The 18,753-nt window shown below is 56.5% G+C and carries 22 protein-coding genes and 1 pseudogene; 10 read left to right on the plus strand and 13 right to left on the minus strand.

What is annotated here, in order from left to right; all coding sequences use genetic code 11:
• Positions 1–107 precede the first annotated feature (107 nt).
• From AC0V6Z_RS04605 to AC0V6Z_RS04650, 10 genes are all read right to left on the minus strand, one after another.
• Complete coding sequence (locus tag AC0V6Z_RS04605) at positions 108–770, minus strand: cell wall hydrolase (RefSeq protein ID WP_472640209.1); 663 nt, start codon at positions 768–770, stop codon at positions 108–110.
• Positions 771–975: 205 nt separating this feature from the next.
• A complete protein-coding gene (locus AC0V6Z_RS04610; RefSeq protein ID WP_472640210.1) occupies positions 976–1,311 on the minus strand; it encodes a DUF1491 family protein in 336 nt (111 codons plus the stop codon).
• Position 1,312: 1 nt separating this feature from the next.
• The gene (locus tag AC0V6Z_RS04615; RefSeq protein ID WP_472640211.1) at positions 1,313–1,816 is read right to left on the minus strand and encodes a PaaI family thioesterase; all 504 of its coding nucleotides are present in this window, start codon (positions 1,814–1,816) and stop codon (positions 1,313–1,315) included.
• Between the two features lie 7 nt (positions 1,817–1,823).
• Entirely contained in the window at positions 1,824–2,285 is a 462-nt protein-coding gene (locus tag AC0V6Z_RS04620) for a PTS sugar transporter subunit IIA (RefSeq protein WP_472640212.1), read from the minus strand.
• Between the two features lie 131 nt (positions 2,286–2,416).
• Entirely contained in the window at positions 2,417–2,983 is a 567-nt protein-coding gene (gene hpf, locus AC0V6Z_RS04625) for a ribosome hibernation-promoting factor, HPF/YfiA family (protein WP_472640213.1), read from the minus strand.
• A 72-nt stretch (positions 2,984–3,055) separates the two neighbouring features.
• Positions 3,056–3,769, minus strand: a complete 714-nt coding sequence (gene dnaQ / locus AC0V6Z_RS04630; RefSeq protein WP_472640214.1) for a DNA polymerase III subunit epsilon — start codon at positions 3,767–3,769, stop codon at positions 3,056–3,058.
• 106 nt (positions 3,770–3,875) lie between these two features.
• Positions 3,876–4,475 (minus strand): dephospho-CoA kinase, encoded by a 600-nt coding sequence (coaE, locus tag AC0V6Z_RS04635; RefSeq protein ID WP_472640215.1) that lies wholly within the window; start codon positions 4,473–4,475, stop codon positions 3,876–3,878.
• Positions 4,472–5,335 carry a shikimate dehydrogenase gene (gene aroE, locus AC0V6Z_RS04640; RefSeq protein ID WP_472640216.1) on the minus strand — a complete coding sequence of 288 codons (864 nt, stop codon included), beginning with the start codon at positions 5,333–5,335 and terminating at the stop codon, positions 4,472–4,474. The genes coaE and aroE overlap by 4 nt, the downstream gene beginning before the upstream one ends.
• Positions 5,332–5,934 carry a Maf family protein gene (locus AC0V6Z_RS04645; RefSeq protein ID WP_472640217.1) on the minus strand — a complete coding sequence of 201 codons (603 nt, stop codon included), beginning with the start codon at positions 5,932–5,934 and terminating at the stop codon, positions 5,332–5,334. The genes aroE and AC0V6Z_RS04645 overlap by 4 nt, the downstream gene beginning before the upstream one ends.
• Entirely contained in the window at positions 5,931–6,776 is an 846-nt protein-coding gene (locus AC0V6Z_RS04650; protein ID WP_472640218.1) for a pyruvate, water dikinase regulatory protein, read from the minus strand. Before AC0V6Z_RS04650 ends, AC0V6Z_RS04645 begins: the two co-directional genes overlap by 4 nt.
• 386 nt (positions 6,777–7,162) lie before the next feature.
• On the opposite strand from AC0V6Z_RS04650, the gene hemE reads away from it, so the two are divergent.
• The 10 genes and pseudogenes from hemE to AC0V6Z_RS04700 all read left to right on the plus strand — a co-directional run bounded on the left by hemE (position 7,163) and on the right by AC0V6Z_RS04700 (position 16,899).
• Positions 7,163–8,179, plus strand: coding sequence for a uroporphyrinogen decarboxylase (hemE, locus tag AC0V6Z_RS04655; protein WP_472640219.1), 1,017 nt, complete (start codon positions 7,163–7,165; stop codon positions 8,177–8,179).
• Positions 8,180–8,221: 42 nt separating this feature from the next.
• Positions 8,222–8,665: a CopD family protein gene (locus AC0V6Z_RS04660; protein ID WP_472640220.1), complete on the plus strand. Its 444-nt coding sequence runs from the start codon at positions 8,222–8,224 to the stop codon at positions 8,663–8,665.
• Positions 8,666–8,935: 270 nt separating this feature from the next.
• Positions 8,936–10,202, plus strand: a pseudogene (gene rho / locus AC0V6Z_RS04665) (transcription termination factor Rho).
• A gap of 15 nt (positions 10,203–10,217) precedes the next feature.
• The gene (locus AC0V6Z_RS04670) at positions 10,218–10,610 is read left to right on the plus strand and encodes a BLUF domain-containing protein (protein WP_472640221.1); all 393 of its coding nucleotides are present in this window, start codon (positions 10,218–10,220) and stop codon (positions 10,608–10,610) included.
• 168 nt (positions 10,611–10,778) lie between these two features.
• Positions 10,779–11,054 carry a DUF6489 family protein gene (locus tag AC0V6Z_RS04675; protein WP_472640222.1) on the plus strand — a complete coding sequence of 92 codons (276 nt, stop codon included), beginning with the start codon at positions 10,779–10,781 and terminating at the stop codon, positions 11,052–11,054.
• Positions 11,055–11,091: 37 nt separating this feature from the next.
• Positions 11,092–12,369, plus strand: coding sequence for a tRNA uridine-5-carboxymethylaminomethyl(34) synthesis GTPase MnmE (mnmE, locus tag AC0V6Z_RS04680; protein WP_472640223.1), 1,278 nt, complete (start codon positions 11,092–11,094; stop codon positions 12,367–12,369).
• A 109-nt stretch (positions 12,370–12,478) separates the two neighbouring features.
• Positions 12,479–14,344: a tRNA uridine-5-carboxymethylaminomethyl(34) synthesis enzyme MnmG gene (gene mnmG, locus AC0V6Z_RS04685; RefSeq protein ID WP_472640224.1), complete on the plus strand. Its 1,866-nt coding sequence runs from the start codon at positions 12,479–12,481 to the stop codon at positions 14,342–14,344.
• Positions 14,341–14,982, plus strand: a complete 642-nt coding sequence (gene rsmG, locus AC0V6Z_RS04690; protein WP_472640225.1) for a 16S rRNA (guanine(527)-N(7))-methyltransferase RsmG — start codon at positions 14,341–14,343, stop codon at positions 14,980–14,982. Before mnmG ends, rsmG begins: the two co-directional genes overlap by 4 nt.
• A 130-nt stretch (positions 14,983–15,112) precedes the next feature.
• Positions 15,113–15,889 carry a ParA family protein gene (locus AC0V6Z_RS04695; RefSeq protein WP_472640226.1) on the plus strand — a complete coding sequence of 259 codons (777 nt, stop codon included), beginning with the start codon at positions 15,113–15,115 and terminating at the stop codon, positions 15,887–15,889.
• Positions 15,886–16,899, plus strand: coding sequence for a ParB/RepB/Spo0J family partition protein (locus AC0V6Z_RS04700; protein ID WP_472640227.1), 1,014 nt, complete (start codon positions 15,886–15,888; stop codon positions 16,897–16,899). Before AC0V6Z_RS04695 ends, AC0V6Z_RS04700 begins: the two co-directional genes overlap by 4 nt.
• Before the next feature lie 236 nt (positions 16,900–17,135).
• On the opposite strand, the gene AC0V6Z_RS04705 is transcribed toward AC0V6Z_RS04700, so the two are convergent.
• The 3 genes from AC0V6Z_RS04705 to AC0V6Z_RS04715 all read right to left on the minus strand — a co-directional run bounded on the left by AC0V6Z_RS04705 (position 17,136) and on the right by AC0V6Z_RS04715 (position 18,746).
• A complete protein-coding gene (locus AC0V6Z_RS04705) occupies positions 17,136–17,534 on the minus strand; it encodes a hypothetical protein (RefSeq protein ID WP_472640951.1) in 399 nt (132 codons plus the stop codon).
• Positions 17,509–18,060, minus strand: a complete 552-nt coding sequence (locus AC0V6Z_RS04710; RefSeq protein WP_472640228.1) for a glycine zipper 2TM domain-containing protein — start codon at positions 18,058–18,060, stop codon at positions 17,509–17,511. The genes AC0V6Z_RS04705 and AC0V6Z_RS04710 overlap by 26 nt, the downstream gene beginning before the upstream one ends.
• A gap of 191 nt (positions 18,061–18,251) precedes the next feature.
• Positions 18,252–18,746, minus strand: a complete 495-nt coding sequence (locus AC0V6Z_RS04715) for a GAF domain-containing protein (protein WP_472640845.1) — start codon at positions 18,744–18,746, stop codon at positions 18,252–18,254.
• Positions 18,747–18,753: the final 7 nt, after the last annotated feature.

The following is an 18,753-nucleotide window of genomic DNA, read 5'->3' on the forward strand; positions in this document are numbered from 1 at the left end:
GGACACTGATCCGGGCGGAAGGGTGGAGGGCGCGGGTGGCGGTGGTTCTCCAAAACAAAAGCCCCCGCTGTTTCCAGCGAGGGCTTGCTAAACTCTTGAAGATCAAATTACCGGTAGAAGATATGGGTATTGATTGAGGCTCGCTGCGTCTTGTTGCGGCTCCATGAAGGACGCACATATTTCGCATGGAAATAAAGTGAATCGTCCGCCTCGGATTCCCACATCGCATCATGCGCGATTTGAGCAATCGCCTTGGCGCGCTTCCACGCAGCCGTACCGGTTCGAATGTTTGGCATCCGGCCGCCTTTTACGAAAGAGAATTGCGAGCGTTGATAGACAACACCGCAATAGCTTCCCGGGAAGCGGCGATCATCGGCGCGGTTCATAACAACCTGTGCGACGGCCAGCTGACCTACAAGCGGCTCACCGCGCGCTTCGAAATAGACCGCTCCTGCAAGACAGCGCAGTTCTTTGGACAATGTACCAGAGGTATCGATTTGACCGACAAGCTCACGCAGCGAGTCCGCTGTTGGCGCGGCCTGAGGGATCAAAGAAGCTTTATCGTCGTCTTCCAGTGTCTCCGCGGCCAGTGGCTGAACCACTTCCTGCGAAATGAAGACGGTATCGCTGCTCTCAGCGACCTCAGGGACGGACACCACTTCGGCGTCGCTTTCCTGAGCGACAGCGCCGGACATGTCGGCACTGGAGAAACTGATGGTGCCGATCGCGACAATCGCGGCTGCACTCAAAGAATAAGTCTTGCGACTCATGAACAATCACATTCTGTGCGGTGAGCAAGCTCCGACGCAGGCTAAGACCTGTTGCGAGTGTATTCGCGAATTAAGAGAGGGGTCTAAATATGCCTACCGGCTGCCCCCCGTCTGCGTGCTAGTTTGCCGACCTTATCGCCGTGTCAAACCGCCTACGCTCTTGGAAGCTATGCAGCCAGTTAGTCGCAACCGAAACTATGTCAAGTTAATGGAGGTTCGATGCGACGAAGCGTTCCGGGTCCGCGACGTCCACCTCCAGTATCCAATTATCGGGGTCTTGCGAGCCTCTACGATCCAAATATTCTGTAAATTCGTATGGTTTTTCAATATCTTGGATTTTTGTAGCAACAAAGGAGCGTGACCCATCAAGCTGCGGCATCCGCTCGTAAAGTGTTGCGTTTTCACCGCGATACATGGTTACCACGAGGATCGTTCCAGCGTCTCTCTCACCTTTGGAAAGCACCGTCGCCATGCCGCCCTGCTCCTCTGCAGCGCGTATCAAACCGGTGATTTCGATATGGGCAGGCAGCCGCGCGTCCATTTTACTCGCCTGAGGTGCCGGGGGCAGAGGTGTATCCAGAGAGGCTGGAAAGCGCGATCCGTGAACGCATGAATGTGCCGGTACCGCGGCCAATTTCATCGCCCTCTGCGTCAACCAGCCGCGATTCGGCTACAAACACGCGGCGTTTTCCGCTCACCCATCGTCCTTCGGCCACGACCTCACCCGCCCTGACAGGCTTGGTGAAGTGCAGGTTGAAACTGGTCGTGAGCAAAAAACGATCGGTTGCCAGGGTGTTGGCCGCATAAAAGGCCGCATCATCGAGCATTTTGAAATAGATCGTGCCGTGAGCCGCACCAGCGGCGTGAAACACATCTTCGGTGATGGTGAAAATCAGGCGCGAGCGCCCTTCCTCCAAAATCGCCAGCTCAGAAGCGAATTTCCCATTGATCGGAGCCGAGTTATACAATTGTTCAAGCGCGCGGTAATGCCGCTCAGCGCCTCCAGAAGAGGCCTCTGCGCCAGAACCGGTCGCAGGCTCGCTCATATGATCCTCAGGCGGCATCACGCAGGAATTGATTGGTCAAAACCGAATAAAGCGCGTCTGCATCCGGCGCCTCGAGCACCGCATCCAGGATCGCATCATCGCGCATTAGTCGCGAAATGGTCGCCAAAGCATGCAGGTGAGTCGCGCCCGCATCTTCTGGCGATACCAAGCCGAAAATCAGACTGACAGGCATGGCATCAGCCGCAGCGAAATCGACCGGTTGCTCCAGACGCAGAAGCACCACAGTAGGGCGCTTTACTTCGCGAGAGCGGCAGTGCGGAATCGCAACGGCCCGGCCAAAGCCGGTGCTACCAAGCGCCTCACGCTCTTCCAAACGTTCAAGGATATCCACGCGGTCAAGACCATGAACTTCCGAAAGCATTTCAGCAATTCGGCTCAGGACTTCCTGGCGCGTTTCCAAACGAGCCGAGGCGACCGCCTCGGGCAGCAATCTCAGATTTACATCCATCGCAAAAATCGTGATCCTAATTCAGTCACTCGCATTTCATAACCACATCACCGGGTGTTGCCGCTGTCCTGCGCGGCGCTTCTCCTGCGGTCATGAAGGGGCAATTCTGTCAGCAGGGGTGCTGCGCTGCCCTATCGCGGCTCAACCCAACCGATTGAGCCATCTGAGCGGCGGTAAACCATATTATGCCTCTCAGTGCCAGCATTTTTGAAGAACAATGCATTCGTATCGCGCAAATCCAGCATCATGACAGCGTCCGCAACGCTGTATGATGGGATGTCTGTACTGGTCTCTGCGACCACCAGAGGCGCATCAGCCACGACCTCTTCTTCGGGTTCGTCAGCTGCTGCAAAGATGGTGTAGGCCGCCTCTTCTTCTCGCTTTGCATGGTCGGCTTGCTCATGCCGGTCGTTAAGGCGGCGTTTGTAGCGGCGCAACTGCTTGTCGATCTTGGCCGCGGCATTGTCCAGCGCTTGATGCGCGTCATGCGCGTCAGCCCGAGCTTTCAAGATCAGCCCCTGCATCACATGCGTCACAATGTCGCATGAGAACGCGCCTGCAGGCGCTTTGCCAAAGGTAACGTGAGAGGAGATCGCTCGGTCGAAATATTTATCGACGATGCCGCCCAAACGGTCTTCGACATGCTCCTGCAATGCCGCGCCAGTTTCCACTTGATGCCCTGAAACCCGGATATCCATTGTGGCTGTCTCCTTTGTTGTGTTCGACCCAAATGCCCCAAATCCAATGCGCGCGTTATGATGTGAGAGAACTCAACGCGCCCAGATTGCCTTTTCAATTCCGTCCACGAACGCTTTATGCCGCGCCAATTCATCCGGCGTTGCGGCATGCGGGCGCGGTTCGCGGCGATCACGCCGCTTTGCTGCTGCAGCCAAAGCCGCTGCTGGCACGCTGACATCTTCCCGGCCGCTCGCCGCGTCAGATCCACCGTCCGACGCCAGTCCTAAGCCAATCTGGCGGCCACCGGTCAGCTCGACATAGACCTGCGCCAGCAATTCCGCATCGAGCAGCGCCCCGTGCTTCACCCGGTGGCTGCGATCAATGCCGTAACGCGTACAAAGCGCATCCAATGACAGTTTGGAGCCAGGATGTTTCTTACGCGCCAAGGCGACTGTATCAACCATCCGGTCCAGCGAGATCGGCTCCATCCCGATCAGCACCAGCTCATTGTTCAAAAAGCCAAAGTCAAAGCTGGCGTTGTGCGCAACCAGCGGCGCATCGCCCAGAAACTCCAGCAATTCAGCTGCTGTATCCTTGAACAAAGGTTTGGTCTCAAGGAATGAGATCGACAGGCCGTGAACTGCCTCTGCCGCCTGCGGCATATCGCGCTGAGGATTGTAATAGGCGTGATAGCTGGCGCCTGTTGGCACCCGTCCCACCATCTCAACACAGCCAATTTCAACCATCCGGTCGCCTGTCTTAGGATCGAGGCCGGTGGTTTCTGTATCAAAGACGATTTCACGCATTGGTGGTACTATCGGACCAAGATTGCGAAGGCGCAAGAGGTCAATTGAAGCAGCTTAACCCAAATTGGTGCCATTAGCAGGCGGTTAGCCCAAACCGCGTAGTGCGTCAGGCGGCGTTAGTGGTTAGCTGCGCAATCAATTCGCTGACCGCGGCCTCGGTTTCCTCCAGCGAAGTGCCTGTATCAATCACATAATCAGCACGTTTGCGCTTTTCAGTGTCGGGCACTTGCAGGCCGAGAATATGCTCAAATTTCTCCGCCGTCATGCCAGGGCGGGCAAGCACGCGCTCGCGCTGGGTCACTGCAGGGGCGGATACAACCACGACCGCGTCGACCGCTTCATTGCCGCCACCTTCAAACAAGAGTGGTATATCAAACACGAGTAGCGGGGCAGCGGCATTGTCTTGCAGGAACTCGGCACGTTTCTGACCGACCGCTGGGTGCACAATTCCCTCTAGCTGTCGCAGCTTTTCTGGCTCTGCGAAAACCAGTTTCCCCAGCGCCTCTCGCTCGACCCCATTTGGTCCTGTCGAACCAGGAAACGCGGCTTCAATCGCGGGCAGCAATGATCCGCCAGGGCCCTGCATCGCGCGCACTTCGGCATCAGCATCAAACACGGGAACACCTTGTGCCTCAAACATGGCCGCGACGGTCGATTTGCCCATGCCGATTGAACCGGTGAGGCCAAGGATGAAGGTTTTGCTCACTGAGATATCACCTCGCGTAGCTTTGCATCGTGATCGCGGGGCGGAGCTTGCCCGAAAAACTTCTCGAACGCCGCTGCCGCCTGTCCGATCAACATCGACAGCCCATCAATTGTCGGAAAACCTGCCTTGGCGGCATTCTGCAAAAACGGAGTCTCAACCGGGTCGGTGACGATATCATAGGCAATGCTCCCGGGCGGCGCGTGGCTCCAGTCAAACACCAGCTCTGGGCTGCCTCGCATCCCCAAAGGCGAGGCGTTCACCACCAGATCGAGGCATCTGTCGCGGTCATCAAAGGCAAAGTCGCTGGGGCGTGCGAAATGATCGAGCGGGGCGGTGTAATGCTCCCCCTCAGGGTGCAGTTCTTTCAGCAATTGCTTTGCCTTGGCTTGATTGCGCGCGGCGATCACGAGGGTGAAGCCATACGTCGTAAGCGCGGTGATAATAGCCCGGGCCGCTCCGCCGGTCCCAATGATGCGCGCCATACGGAACAGATGCTCGCCAGCCAGAATATCCTGCAAGGGCTCTGTAAAGCCAGCCGCATCAGTGTTTGCCCCAATCAGCTCCCCGTCCTCGCCGCGATAGACCGTGTTGACCGCACCGATTGTCTTAGCGTCGCCCTCAACCTGATCGAGAAGCGGGATCACCTCTTGTTTTAGAGGCATGGTGATGTTGCAGCCGCGCCAGGCCGGATCCTCACGGCGCTCAGCGATATAGCTGGCCAGATCAGCGCTGGTTACCCGGTGAGAACGATAGTCTGCGTCAATCCCGAGCTGTTTGAGCCAAAATCCATGGATCAAGGGCGATTTGGACTGCACAATCGGATCGCCAATCACCTCGGCATAGGGTTTTGTGGCGCTCATGAGGGGAGCACGTCCAATTCGCGCAGCGCGCCGAGCACAGGCAGTAGCGGCATGCCCAGCACGGTGAATTGGTCGCCTTCAATCGCCTCGAACAATTGCACGCCCATGGCCTCAATCCGAAAACACCCCACCGTGAAGCCGATCTCTGGCCATTCCTGGGTCAGATAATGCTCAATGAAATCCTCGGGCAGCTCGCGAACATGCAATTTCGCAAGTGACGTCCCGCTCCATTCGCATGTGTTTGCTCGCACCAGCGCTGCCGCGCTGTGCAGCTCAATCGCTTTGCCGGAGAAAAACCGCAAATGCTCCGCCGCATTCGCGCGGTCGGCTGGCTTGTCGAAGCGCTGACCGCCAGCCACCACCAGAGAATCACTGCCCAAAACCAACGCGCCAGGCTCGTCCGCCGCAATCGCCGCAGCTTTCGCGACCGCCAGCGCTTCGGCAATCTCATGCGGAGCAGAGCCCGCCATTTCCTCCTCAAGCGCTCGCTCATCAATCGCAGCGGGACGCGCTTCGTAGGGTACTCCGGCTGCATCAAGCATCGCGCGGCGAGAGGCCGATTTAGAGGCCAATATGAGTTTCGGGGCGGTGGCACTCATATCGGCTTGGACGTCCCATCAACCGGGCGATCTCGGCGCTGTCGTTCTTGCACCAGACGAATAATCGCCGCCGCGCTCTCCTCGATTGAGCGGCGTGTCACATCAATCACGGGCCAACCATTATCGGCAAACATCCGGCGGGCAAATTGCAGCTCGTCCTTCACGCGGTCACCGTCAACATAGGACGTCTCCGTGCCTTCATTGAGCGATAGCAAGCGGTTGCGGCGGATTTGGACCAAGCGCTCTGGTGCGGTGGTAAGGCCGACGACCAGCGGATGCCTAAGGCCGAAAAGAGCCTTGGGCGGAGGGCTTTCCACCACAAGCGGGATATTCGCGACCCTATAGCCGCGATTGGCGAGATAGATGCTGGTTGGTGTCTTTGAGCTGCGCGAAACCCCGGCCAAGACAATGTCGGCCTCTTCCCAATTTTCCCAGCCAATGCCGTCGTCATGCGCAATGGTAAACTGGATCGCCTCAACCCGCTTGAAATAGGCCTCGTCCATCAAATGTTGGCGCCCCGGGCGACCATGAGCTTCTTCGCCCAATTGCGTCTCTAATGCTGCTGTAACACCATCCAGCACGGGAACCGCTGGCAGACCGAGCTGCCGGCAATGCTCCTCCAGCCGGGCGCGAGTATCGGGATTGACCAGAGTGAACAGCACCAGACCAGGATTATCAGCCAGGTCGGGCACAATCCGGTCAAGGTGCTGGCGCGAGCGCACCATCGGCCAAAAATGCCGGTTTACCTCGGGATTATCGAACTGCGCCAGGGCTGCCTTGGCGATCATTTCCAAGGTTTCGCCGGTGGAATCCGATACAAGGTGCAGATTCAGCCGGTTCATAGCGTGTGGTGTTTGATCCTTGGGCGGCGATTTGCCAATTTCATGCTGTTTAGCCAGTGTGCTTTATCATCGGCGCGAGCATGTTGATAGACACTGGTATAAACCACGGGAGAAACCAGTCGACAAGATCGGGGACCGGAGTCATGCCCAGTGGCAGGCATTAGGGCCGCACGTTTGTCGACATGGGACAATGGTTTTAGACAGGCTGGGGAGAGCGGGGATAAGAATGGCTTGACCACATGAACACCTAGATTCGCGTTCACCTTTGGGTCTGTTCAGAGTCGGAGAAATCAGGCAGAGGCCGGTAATTCCCGATTTCCACAGGGCCAACAAACTCCTACAAACCTTATATAAATATATATATATTTATTGATTGGAACCGATCTATGCCGGGCATCTTGCTCGATACTCTTAAGGGAACCAAACAGGAAAAGGCTCCCATTTGGCTGATGCGACAGGCCGGTAGATATTTACCCGAATATAGGGAGTTACGGGCCGAAAAGGGTGGCTTCCTTGAGCTCGTATATGACAGCGAGGCTGCAGCTGAGATCACGGTCCAACCCATTCGCCGGTTCGGCTTTGATGGAGCGATCCTGTTTTCCGATATTCTCATCGTGCCACATGCCATGGGCCAAGGCCTTGCGTTTCTTGCAGGCGAGGGCCCTAAGCTCAGTCCCACTTTACTGGAGGCGAAGCTTGAAGATTTCACTGCGGCGCCAGAGCGGTTTGATCCCATTTATGAGACGGTGCGGCTAACGCGCGGTATGATCAGCGAAGAAGTGACCATGCTGGGTTTTGCGGGCAGTCCATGGACGGTCGCTACCTACATGATCGCCGGCGAGGGCAGCAAAGACCAGGGCAAAGCGCGCCTGTTAGCATATCGCGATCCGGCCCGGATGCAGGCAATCTTGGACGCGATTGTAGATGTGACTATCGGCTATTTGCGCGGCCAGATCGACGCCGGGGCGGAGGCTGTGCAATTGTTTGACAGCTGGGCGGGCAGCCTTGCGCCAGATGAATTTGAGCGCTGGGTTATCGCGCCCAATGCAAAGATTGTTGCCGCAGTGAAGCAGTCACACCCAGACACTCCGATCATTGGGTTTCCTAAGGGTGCGGGCGCGAATCTGCCCAGTTATGCACGTGAAACCGGGGTCGATGCGATCGGGATGGACGAAACGCTTGATCCAGACTGGGTCCATTCGGTGTTGCCCGATGGCATGCCGGTGCAGGGCAATTTTGATCCTTTGCTGCTGGAGGCGGGCGGCGATGCCGTGAGCGCCCGAGCAAAACTGATCCTTCGCGCTTTCGCCGAGCGTCCGCATGTCTTCAATCTGGGGCACGGCATTGGCCAGTTTACGCCGATCGAGCATGTCGAAATCCTGCTTGAGACCATTCGGGGCTGATCAGGGGATGAAATTCACGCCAAGTCTCCTTACACAGACCCTATGCAGGATCCTCTTTCGTTGATGTATGTGTGGCTCAAAGCAGGCCATGTGATTTTCATGGTGTTCTGGCTGGCGGGGCTCTTCATGTTGCCGCGCCAATGTATCTATATTCTTGATCACGCCAGCGGCTCTGAAGGTGAGGCGAAATGGGCGGAGCGCATGGGAAAGCTGCGCAAAATCATCATGACGCCCAGTCTCATAATCGTGTGGGTTTTGGGTTTGACTTTGGCCTATTCCACCGGTGCATTCACGCAGGGCTGGTTCCACGTGAAACTGGCCCTGGTGCTTGCGCTCACGGGCTATCACGGCTGGTTGGTTGCTCAGACGAAAAAGATGGCGCGGGGTGAGCGGCCGCTGACCGAAAGGCAATTGCGCATATTCGGCGAGGTGCCCGGTCTGATCCTCGTTCTGGTCGTGGTGCTGGTTTATACGCGGCCGTTCTAAACGCAGCTAATGTCGCGATATCAGGTTTTCCCCAGACTTATCCGTTGCGTTACACCTGGCCTTTCTCAGCTGAGCGGCAATTCGGCAATTGACCTGAGCGCGCGGCTCTCATATTTTGCAATTCATCAATCCGGCTTTGATGGCGTGACAATCGCGTTATCAGGTCTGCTTTCTCCAAGCCCAAGCCTGTTCGCAAACCAGCGATCTGGCACCTCTTTTTGAAAGAGGCACTGGCCCGCCGGTCATCTCGAAGACGGAACGTAAATTACTATGCATCTTAAAGACTTAAAACTGAAAACCCCTGCTGAACTCGTCCAGATGGCCGAAGAATTGGGCGTTGAAAGTGCCTCTACCATGCGCCTAGCAAGACCTGTTGTTCAGCATCTTGCGCGAGCTGGCCGAGGATGAAGAATACAACGAAGATATCATGGGCATTGGCACGATCGAGGTGCTGCAGGATGGCTTCGGCTTTCTGCGCTCGCCAGAGGCCAATTATCTCGCTGGCCCAGGCGATATCTACGTTTCGCCCAACCAAATTCGCAAATGGGGGTTGCGCACTGGCGACACTGTCGAGGGGCAAATCCGTGCACCAAAGGAGGGCGAGCGCTATTTCGCGCTGACCGATCTCACCAGCGTGAATTTCGAAGGCCCGGAAAAGGTGCGGATGCGCACCAATTTCGACAACCTCACCCCGCTTTATCCAGATGAAAAACTGACGCTGGATCAGGCCGACCCTACCGTCAAAGACAAGTCTGCTCGGGTGATCGATATCATCTCACCTCAGGGCAAAGGCCAGCGTGCATTGATTGTTGCGCCGCCGCGCACGGGTAAGACGGTTTTGCTGCAAAACATTGCGAAAGCGATCACCGACAATCATCCGGAGGTGCATCTTTTGGTGCTGCTGGTGGATGAACGCCCGGAAGAAGTCACCGATATGCAGCGCAGCGTTAAGGGTGAAGTTATCTCTTCAACCTTTGATGAGCCTGCCAATCGGCACGTTCAAGTTGCTGAAATGGTTATCGAAAAGGCAAAACGCCTGGTCGAGCACAAAAATGATGTAGTCATCCTGCTGGACTCAATTACACGCCTTGGCCGGGCCTACAACACGGTTGTGCCTAGCTCCGGCAAGGTTCTGACCGGCGGCGTGGACGCCAATGCTCTGCAGCGCCCTAAGCGCTTCTTTGGCGCCGCGCGTAACATTGAAGAGGGCGGCTCGCTGTCCATCATTGCAACCGCGCTGATCGACACAGGTAGCCGGATGGACGAGGTTATCTTCGAAGAATTCAAGGGTACGGGTAACTCTGAAATCGTGCTGGATCGCAAGGTGGCCGACAAACGCATCTTCCCAGCACTGGATGTTGGTAAATCGGGCACTCGTAAGGAGGAGTTGCTGGTTGAGAAGGACAAGCTCTCCAAAATGTGGGTGCTGCGCCGGATCCTGATGCAAATGGGCACGGTTGATGCGATGGAGTTCCTGCTCGACAAGATGAAGGATTCCAAGACCAACGAAGATTTCTTCGAAACGATGAACCAGTAAGCGCTGGCTGGCGATATGCTGAGGCAATATCTCTATATCAGCACGGCGCCGAGCCTCTCGCGGGAGGAAGTGGAATCGATCCTCACCAGCAGCATCCGTAACAATCCCACTCGCGGGGTAACGGGCTTATTGCTCTATAACGGACGCAATTTCCTTCAGCTGCTTGAAGGGGAAGAGGCTGAACTCGTTGAGCTTATGCTGCGGATTTCCTATGATCCGCGCCATTCTGGCCTATCTTTGCTTGATCGGCGCAATATTGCTGAGCGGGCGTGTTCGGGCTGGGCGATGAAGCGCATTTTAGTTGCAGAACCGGTTGAAGAGCGTCAGCGCTTGCTGGAGGCAGACCTTCCAGATGGTTTGGAGTCCGAAATACGCAAATTAATCGTGAATTTTGCGGTTTTGAACTAGGTATGGGCTTCGTTCACGAGGTGGGCTGGAATAACCTCTTCCTAAACTGCGTAGTTGCCGACTGATACGACTCATTGCGCTTCGCCAATGCCAAACCAAATGCTACATTGCAGAACGCAGAGCGCAAATGCTTGGGCGATAAGCCCGCGAGGATGGAGAGAGCACCCGATGAAGGTCAATATTGAGATTGATTGCACGCCAGAGGAGGCGCGCAGCTTCATGGGCTTGCCCGATGTGACCGAAGCCAACAACGCTTATGTTGATAACATCACCAAAGCGATGAAGGGCGTGAGCAGCCCGGATCAGTTGCAGGAATATGCACAAGCCTTGGCACCTATGGGTCAGATGGGGTTGAAGATGTTTCAGAACTTTGTTGAGAACGGGATGCGGGCAGGGGCGATGGGTGGATCATCACGCTCCAAGAAAGATAAGCCTGACGATTAAAATATTGAATTCAATACCATAATTGGATCTGTATTGAATGAGTGACACCATCTTTGCGATTTCCAGCGGTGCGCCGCCCGCTGCTATTGGCGTCATCAGGATCAGCGGTTCTGAGGCCGGATCTGCGCTTCGTAAACTGGCTGGGCAAGACTTCACTGCCCGCCGCGCGACACTTACGACGTTACGAGATGGCGACGGGGATACGTTGGATCAGGCACTGGTTTTGTGGTTCCCTGGCCCAGCAACGGCGACCGGCGAAGATCTGGCGGAATTGCATTGCCATGGGGGCCGGGCGGTCTTGGCTGCTGTTTCAAGGGCTTTAGAGGCGATTTCGGGCCTTCGTGCTGCAGAGGCCGGAGAATTCACTCGGCGCGCTTTTGCCAATGGCCGAATTGACCTCGCAGAGGCGGAGGGGCTTAGTGAGCTCCTTAGCGCAGAGACGGAGCTGCAGAGAGCCGCCGCCATCCAGATGGCGGGAGGGGCCTTTTCCGATCAGGTTGAGGCATGGCGCACCGCTGTTTTGCGGCTTTCCGCGCAATTGGAGGCGGCGCTCGACTTTTCGGATGAAGACGATGTGTCACAATTGCCCCCGCAATTTGCCGAAGGTATCGGGGTGTTGTCGCAAGAGCTGGAGGAATGGCTGAGCCGCCCGCGAGCCGAGAAACTGGGGGAGGGCTACCGAGTGGTGCTCGCCGGTCCGCCCAATTCTGGCAAATCAACCTTGTTTAATGCTCTGATTGAAAGCGAGGCGGCGATCACATCAGATATCGCGGGCACCACGCGCGATGTGATTGAGCGCAATGTGGCCATTGCGAGCGTCCCTTTTAGTTTCGTCGATACGGCAGGCCTTCGTGATGAGAGCGAGGATACAATCGAGCGGATCGGTATCGACCGCGCCCGTGAACAGTTTGCGCGAGCAGATACTGTTCTGTGGCTTGGACCAGAGGGCGAGGGGCCGGAAAGGGCTTGGGAAGTGGCGGCCAAGAGTGATGCGCCTGATTATCAGGCGAAACCTTCTGCGGATTACATATTATCAGCCACCAAAGGTGCGGGCGTCGATGAGTTGAAGCAGGGCTTGGTTGAGGCGGCGCGGGCAGCTTTGCCGAAACCCGGCGAGGCGGCGCTTAACGCGAGGCAACACGCAGTCCTGTCGGATGCCGCTCAGGCATTGCGCGGAGCGATTGATCAAGGCGATCCCTTGCTGTGTGCTGAGGAGCTAAGACAGGCTCGAGGTGCGTTTGATCGCCTCATCGGCCGTACGACCACGGAGGATATGCTGGATACGCTGTTTGGGCGTTTCTGCATCGGGAAATAGGAAAAGCCTCTCCTGATCGAGAAGTGCGGCGCACAAACTACCCAATTCGAGCGGTGTTTCACGTGAAACAGCTTTGACCCAAGCCGCGTGACGCCCTATCTGGCGCAGCATGCATAACTTTGATGTCCTGGTTATTGGCGGCGGTCACGCCGGTGTGGAGGCTGCCTGTGGGGCGGCCCGCATGGGCGCACGCACTGGGCTGGTCAGCTTCGATCTGGGCGCTATTGGGGCAATGAGCTGCAATCCGGCGATTGGCGGGCTGGGGAAGGGGCATTTGGTTCGGGAAGTCGATGCGCTCGACGGTGTGATTGGCCGAGCGGCAGACGCCGGAGCAATTCATTACCGTATGCTCAACCGCTCTAAGGGTAGCGCTGTCTGGGGACCTCGCGTTCAAGCCGACCGCGTGCTGTTCAAGGCTGAAGTCCAGCGGATTGTTAAGGCGCAGGCGAATCTAACGCTGATCGCGGGGGAGGCTGCTGCGCTTCGCCTCGAGAGCGGGCGTGTTGCTGGGTTAGAGCTTGCTGATGGTACAGTGCTGGATGCGCCGCGCGTCATCCTTTGCACCGGCACCTTTCTGGGCGGCACTTTGTTTCGCGGCGAAGAGCGCTTTACTGGCGGGCGCATTGGCGAGAACTCCGCTCAGCGTTTGGCGGAGCAATTGCGCAGAGCGGATCTGCCAATGGCGCGGCTCAAGACGGGTACGCCCCCGCGGATAGATGGGCGCACAATTGATTGGGCTTCCCTGCCAGAACAAGCCTCCGATTATGAGAGTTGGACGATGTCCGCGCTCACCGAAAGGCGAGCAAATCCTCAGGTCTTCTGCGCGATCACTCGGACCACGGAGGCGGCGCATGATGCTATTCGCGCAAACCTTCACCGGTCCCCGTTGTTCGCGGGCGCGATCGATGCAGCCGGTCCACGCTATTGCCCTTCGATCGAAGATAAGATCCACCGCTTTGGTGATCGCGACGGGCATCAGGTGTTCCTGGAGCCGGAAGGGCTGAACACTCATTTGGTCTATCCAAACGGGATCAGCACATCCCTGCCGGTAGATGTTCAGCACGATATGGTTCGCGCGATGGCTGGACTGTCGAAAGCGGATATCGTCGAGCCTGGCTACGCGGTGGAATATGACCATATTGATCCACGTGCACTTACGCCCGACCTTCAGCTGCGAGCGATCCCTGGCCTCTATTGTGCAGGTCAGATCAATGGGACTACCGGCTATGAAGAAGCGGCCGCGCAGGGTTTGATCGCGGGCCTAAATGCCGCCGCTGCAGAGACTGATCGCCAGGCACCAGTTCTGGACCGTGCCAATTCCTATATCGCGGTAATGATAGATGACCTCACTCTCCAAGGGGTGAGCGAGCCGTACCGAATGCTCACCTCACGTGCTGAATACCGCCTTCGCCTGCGGGCCAACAATGCTTCGACGCGTTTAACGAAGCTGGGTGTCGAAGCAGGGTGCGTGTCAAATGAGCGCTCAAAATGGTTTGAGCAGCGGGAGGCTGCGCGGACAGTTTTGGCGCCCTTGTTTGCGCAAAAGCTTCATTCCAAAGATCTGGCTGAGGCAGACCTTCCTGTCCGGCGTGATGGTGGTGAGAAGCCCGTCTCGGAATGGCTAAGACATGACGGCGTGGAATTTGCTGACCTGATGCCTTGGGTAGACACCGAACTTGCCGAGGCGCTTTGCGCTAACACCGATCTTGCTGATGAGATGGCCGAGGATGCCGCGTATGAGCCTTATCTCGCCCGTCAGGAGGCGGAGCTAAGAGACCTTCGTGCAAGTGAGAATCTGGCGCTAGCAGGGGACTTTCCGTTTGGCGAGGTTCCAGGGCTCTCATCTGAGATGATCGAGCGACTGACCTCTGCCAGGCCGCCAACCCTAGCTGCCGCGGGCCGTGTGCCGGGGGTGACCCCAGCGGCTCTATCGGCTTTGTTGGTTTATGCGCGTCGCTGGCAAACTGCGGCATGAGCGAACCGAATATCATTGAGACAGAGGAGCAGGCACGCGCTTATGTTAGCGAGTGGGCTGACGCTACGGCAATCAAGCGGTTAGAGCATTTTTCCACGCTGCTTCTCGCTGAAAACAAACAACAAAACTTGATATCGAAGCCCTCTGAAAGTCAACTATGGCAACGGCATATTGCTGACAGCGTCCAGCTTCTACAACATGTTTCACGTGAAACACGTGAAGATCGCACAGGTGTGCCGTGGCTCGATCTAGGAACAGGCGCAGGCTTTCCGGGGATAATTTTGGCTAGCTTGTTACCTAACATCCCAATAGTTCTGGTCGAATCACGGGTACGCCGCGTTGAGTTTCTGGAGCGTGTGGTGACCGAGCTTGACCTCAAGCGATGCAGCGTAGTGGGTGAACGTCTGGAGAAGATAAAACCATTTCCGGTCAATGTGATAACCGCGCGCGCCTTCGCACCGCTTGATAAGCTTCTCCGCCTTTCGCATCCGTTTTGTACCTCCCATACGCGTTATATTTTGCCAAAGGGGCGCTCCGCATCGGATGAGTTGGCCGGACTAAAAGCTCGCAATCGGCGGAAGTTCCACGTGGAACAATCATTGACCGATCGCGAAGCAGGTATCATCGTAAGTTTGTGATTTGAAATCGTCGCTTCGAATGGTTTCGTTTGCGGCGATTTTAGACTCACTTGAGCGCAAGCCCCCCGCAATTGGGGGCTTTTGTGCTTAGAGTTTGCTGGTTCAAGCACGAGTTAAGGAACGCGTTAAGATGCTGACAATCGCAATTGCAAACCAGAAGGGAGGGGTTGGGAAGACGACCACTGCCATCAATATTGCAACAGCGATGGCGGCAACGGGTTGGCGGACGCTGCTGATTGATCTCGATCCTCAAGGCAATGCATCGACTGGCATGGGTGTCGATGCGAATGATCGCGGCCTGTCGAGCTATGACCTCTTGGTCGATGAGATTGCTTTGGAAGATGCGGTGGTGCCGACCAGCATTCCTGGTCTCGATCTGGTTCCGGCGACGGTGGATTTGAGCGGTGCTGAAGTAGAACTAGTTTCTGTCGAAGAGCGGACTGGGCGTCTAAAAGCGGCGTTGGCTAATCACAGGGAGCACGACATTTGCTTCATTGACTGCCCGCCGTCTCTGGGTCTGCTGACACTCAATGCCTTGTGCGCGGCTGACACTCTGCTTGTGCCGTTGCAATGCGAATTCTTCGCGCTCGAAGGTCTCAGCCAATTGCTGCAGACGGTGGAACGGATTCAGCAGCGCTTCAACCCTGATTTAGGTATTATTGGCGTTGCGCTCACAATGTTTGACCGCCGTAACCGCTTGACCGATCAAGTCGCCGATGACGTGCGAGATTGCCTAGGCAATTTGGTATTTGAGACCGTCATCCCTCGTAACGTTCGCTTATCCGAGGCGCCGAGCCACGGGTTACCAGCGCTTGTTTATGACCATTCCTGCACGGGCAGCCGGGCGTACATCGCGCTAGCTCGAGAACTAATCGGACGATTCCCGCCAGAAAGGAAAGCCGCATGAGCCGCAATGTAAAACCGAACGCGAACCAATCTGGCGAGAAGATCGAATTCTCTGTACCGCATCGTGCACCTAGTGATCGTAAGAAGAAGCTCGGTAAGGGCCTCGGAGCGCTGTTGGGCGAAACTCAGCGTGAAGAGCCGCTTGTTCGTAGCGATATTGCGCAAGGCTCTGATAAAGCGATGAAAAGTGGAAATGCGAAGCCAGTCTCTGGCCTCGCGGCTCTACCAATTGCCTCGATTAGCCCCTTGCCAGGGCAACCACGCAAACATTTTGATGATGCGGCGCTTGCAGAACTGGCCGCTTCGATCGCGGCACGCGGTGTTATCCAGCCAATCATCGTGCGGCCGCGCGGCGAGGGCCGTTATCAATTGGTTGCGGGCGAGCGTCGTTGGCGGGCCGCGCAGAAGGCGCGCTTACATGAGATCCCAGCGCTTGTTCGTGAACTGAATGACCGCGAAGTGATGGCGCTGGCTCTGATCGAGAATATTCAGCGTGAAGACCTCAACCCAGTCGAGGAAGCGCGCGCTTATCAACGCCTTGCTGATACTGAGGGTATGACCCAGGCCGAAATTGCCCGCATGGTCGATAAATCACGCAGCCATGTTGCGAATTTTCAGCGGCTTTTGGGCCTTCCTGGCGCAGTGCTCGATCTAGTAGAGGGTGGCAGACTGTCGATGGGGCATGCGCGCGCGCTCATTGGGCAGGAGAATGCGGCGAGCCTCGCTCAACAGGCGGTGAACGATAATCTGTCTGTGCGTGAGATTGAGCGCATGGTTCGCAAGGTTGCTGGGAAAGTCGCGACGAAGGCTCCGAAAACTCAGGTGGGTGGACGCGACCCCGCGAATGACGCCGATATCGAAGCGGTGCAGCGTCATCTGGAGGAATTTCTGGGTCTGACCGTCCGGATTAAGGCCGATGCGGATCCGCGTTCTGGTGCAGTTACTATCCGCTATCGGACGCTCGATCAGTTGGATCTGGTGTGTCAGAGGCTAACGGGCGGCGACATCTAGGTTTCTCAGATATCCGTTGCACAAGATATCCCATATCTAAATCAGTGATTTAAAGTTTTCGCAGCTTTGCACTTCTCGCCTGTAGAAAGTTGCGCCGCGCAACTGCGCTCATCTAGTGCGCCGGGTTGAATGGTATCTTGCTCACGGGAAGCGTATAGCAAAGCACGCGAGACTCGCTGAGAGTCCCGCATGCTGCTGTATCAAGATATGACGGCGACTAGATCCGCCGACCCAACCTAGTTCTTGATCATTTTGATTGGACGCGGCGCTGGCAAGACCCGTGTTGGCTGCTTGATCATGCGAGGCTCAGGAATTGTCCGTTCACGCACTGGCTCTGGCACAAATTCCTCGCGCACAGTTTCGCGAACGATCACCCGTTGCCGCTGCGTGGTTTGAACGGGAACTAGAACAGTTTGCTGTACGGGTTGCGCTTGGTAGCAATTGCAGCCGCCATAGCCATAAGCAGGTGCAGCAATGGTCCTGCTGGCAAAACGTTGAGGCGGTGCGGCAACCAATCCAGTGTTATTTTGCAGATAATCGTTGAGCGCTGCCTCGCAATCATAACGATCGTCATCATCGCCGTCGCCGATCAAGGTGCCAATCGCCAGGCTAAGCCAAGCCGCCTGTACCCGCACCGATCAAAGTGCCAGCCAAACGCTCACCGCTTGATACCCGGTTGCCAATAATGCCGCCGGTGATTGCGCCGAGTAGGCCGCCAATAATGCCGCCCTTTTCCTTGCCATCGCGGCCGTCAGTGCGGCGGCGGCATTCTGCGAGCCATTGTTCACGTTCAAACACCACTGGCTGAGATACTGGGTAATACTGCACCGGCGCAGGTTGACCAAAACCACTATCCGTAGGCGGGATCGAGCGTGTCGCCGTGCGCGGTGTGATGTACCGTGTGCGGATGACAGTTTCGACCCCGTCTTCGCCGATGATGACTTCTTCGGTCTCACCCAAGGTCCGGCCGCCGGTTTGCGCTGGAGCAATGGAAGTCTCTGACGTTGGGGCTGGTGCAGTTTGAAGGTCCGCCGGGAGCGATTGAATCTCTCCCTCGGTCATCACCACCTCTGCCTGTGCGAAAGCAGGTGCGGCGCTGGCCAAAGCCAGCCCGGCGACCGGTACGCTGAGGCTGCGAAGCGCGAAATGGAGTGTCGACATCAAAAGTTTCCCCTGTGCTTATAGAGCGATCATGAGGCACGATATCGTGCGATTCGCACGCTGAACCCATGGCAAATTGTTAGTTACTATCAACTAACAGACCAAACCAGCCAAACAGGAGAACTGTCTCTTTTCGGGGCGATTAAAGGTGGAACTGCTGCGGTTGACCAGTAAGTTTAGCTGACTTAGGGCTAAATTCGATTCTCTAGCAACGCGGCAAGGGCCTCTAACCCGCTTGCATCCTCTTTGGTGAAGCGCGCTGCCTCCGGGCTGTCGCAATCGATCACTGCAATAACCTCACCATCGCGCATCACGGGCACGACAACTTCGGATTGGCTGGCGGCATCGCAGGCAATATGCCCAGGGAAGGCGTGGACGTCCTCAACCAACTGAGTTTCCCCAGTTGCAGCGGCTGCACCGCACACACCTTGGCCAAAAGGAATGCGAATACATGCAGGGCGGCCGACAAAGGGCCCAAGCACCAGCTCTTTTTCCGTCCCGTTTCGAACCACGCGGTAAAAACCTGCCCAATTGAGCCGGGGCACAAATTCCCAGATCAGCGCCGCGACATTCGCCATATTGGCAATGCTATCGTTCTCTCCGGCCGTAAGGGCGTCGGCGGCATCGGCCAATTGCCGATAAAGTTCGGCGGGCGCGAGGGTCTCATCAGGTTTGAAATCATACATGGCGATA

The organism is Erythrobacter sp. SN6-5 (genome assembly GCF_057364945.1).

Excerpts from the sequence above, each read along its gene's own strand:
- AC0V6Z_RS04605 (WP_472640209.1), bottom strand. The coding sequence starts at position 770 with ATGAGTCGCAAGACTTATTCTTTGAGTGCAGCCGCGATTGTCGCGATC.
- AC0V6Z_RS04610 (WP_472640210.1), bottom strand. The coding sequence starts at position 1,311 with ATGGACGCGCGGCTGCCTGCCCATATCGAAATCACCGGTTTGATACGC.
- AC0V6Z_RS04615 (WP_472640211.1), bottom strand. The coding sequence starts at position 1,816 with ATGAGCGAGCCTGCGACCGGTTCTGGCGCAGAGGCCTCTTCTGGAGGC.
- AC0V6Z_RS04620 (WP_472640212.1), bottom strand. The coding sequence starts at position 2,285 with ATGGATGTAAATCTGAGATTGCTGCCCGAGGCGGTCGCCTCGGCTCGT.
- hpf (WP_472640213.1), bottom strand. The coding sequence starts at position 2,983 with ATGGATATCCGGGTTTCAGGGCATCAAGTGGAAACTGGCGCGGCATTG.
- dnaQ (WP_472640214.1), bottom strand. The coding sequence starts at position 3,769 with ATGCGTGAAATCGTCTTTGATACAGAAACCACCGGCCTCGATCCTAAG.
- aroE (WP_472640216.1), bottom strand. The coding sequence starts at position 5,335 with ATGAGCGCCACAAAACCCTATGCCGAGGTGATTGGCGATCCGATTGTG.
- AC0V6Z_RS04645 (WP_472640217.1), bottom strand. The coding sequence starts at position 5,934 with ATGAGTGCCACCGCCCCGAAACTCATATTGGCCTCTAAATCGGCCTCT.
- AC0V6Z_RS04650 (WP_472640218.1), bottom strand. The coding sequence starts at position 6,776 with ATGAACCGGCTGAATCTGCACCTTGTATCGGATTCCACCGGCGAAACC.
- hemE (WP_472640219.1), top strand. The coding sequence starts at position 7,163 with ATGCCGGGCATCTTGCTCGATACTCTTAAGGGAACCAAACAGGAAAAG.
- AC0V6Z_RS04660 (WP_472640220.1), top strand. The coding sequence starts at position 8,222 with ATGCAGGATCCTCTTTCGTTGATGTATGTGTGGCTCAAAGCAGGCCAT.
- AC0V6Z_RS04670 (WP_472640221.1), top strand. The coding sequence starts at position 10,218 with ATGCTGAGGCAATATCTCTATATCAGCACGGCGCCGAGCCTCTCGCGG.
- AC0V6Z_RS04675 (WP_472640222.1), top strand. The coding sequence starts at position 10,779 with ATGAAGGTCAATATTGAGATTGATTGCACGCCAGAGGAGGCGCGCAGC.
- mnmE (WP_472640223.1), top strand. The coding sequence starts at position 11,092 with ATGAGTGACACCATCTTTGCGATTTCCAGCGGTGCGCCGCCCGCTGCT.
- mnmG (WP_472640224.1), top strand. The coding sequence starts at position 12,479 with ATGCATAACTTTGATGTCCTGGTTATTGGCGGCGGTCACGCCGGTGTG.
- rsmG (WP_472640225.1), top strand. The coding sequence starts at position 14,341 with ATGAGCGAACCGAATATCATTGAGACAGAGGAGCAGGCACGCGCTTAT.
- AC0V6Z_RS04695 (WP_472640226.1), top strand. The coding sequence starts at position 15,113 with ATGCTGACAATCGCAATTGCAAACCAGAAGGGAGGGGTTGGGAAGACG.
- AC0V6Z_RS04700 (WP_472640227.1), top strand. The coding sequence starts at position 15,886 with ATGAGCCGCAATGTAAAACCGAACGCGAACCAATCTGGCGAGAAGATC.
- AC0V6Z_RS04710 (WP_472640228.1), bottom strand. The coding sequence starts at position 18,060 with ATGTCGACACTCCATTTCGCGCTTCGCAGCCTCAGCGTACCGGTCGCC.
- AC0V6Z_RS04715 (WP_472640845.1), bottom strand. The coding sequence starts at position 18,746 with ATGTATGATTTCAAACCTGATGAGACCCTCGCGCCCGCCGAACTTTAT.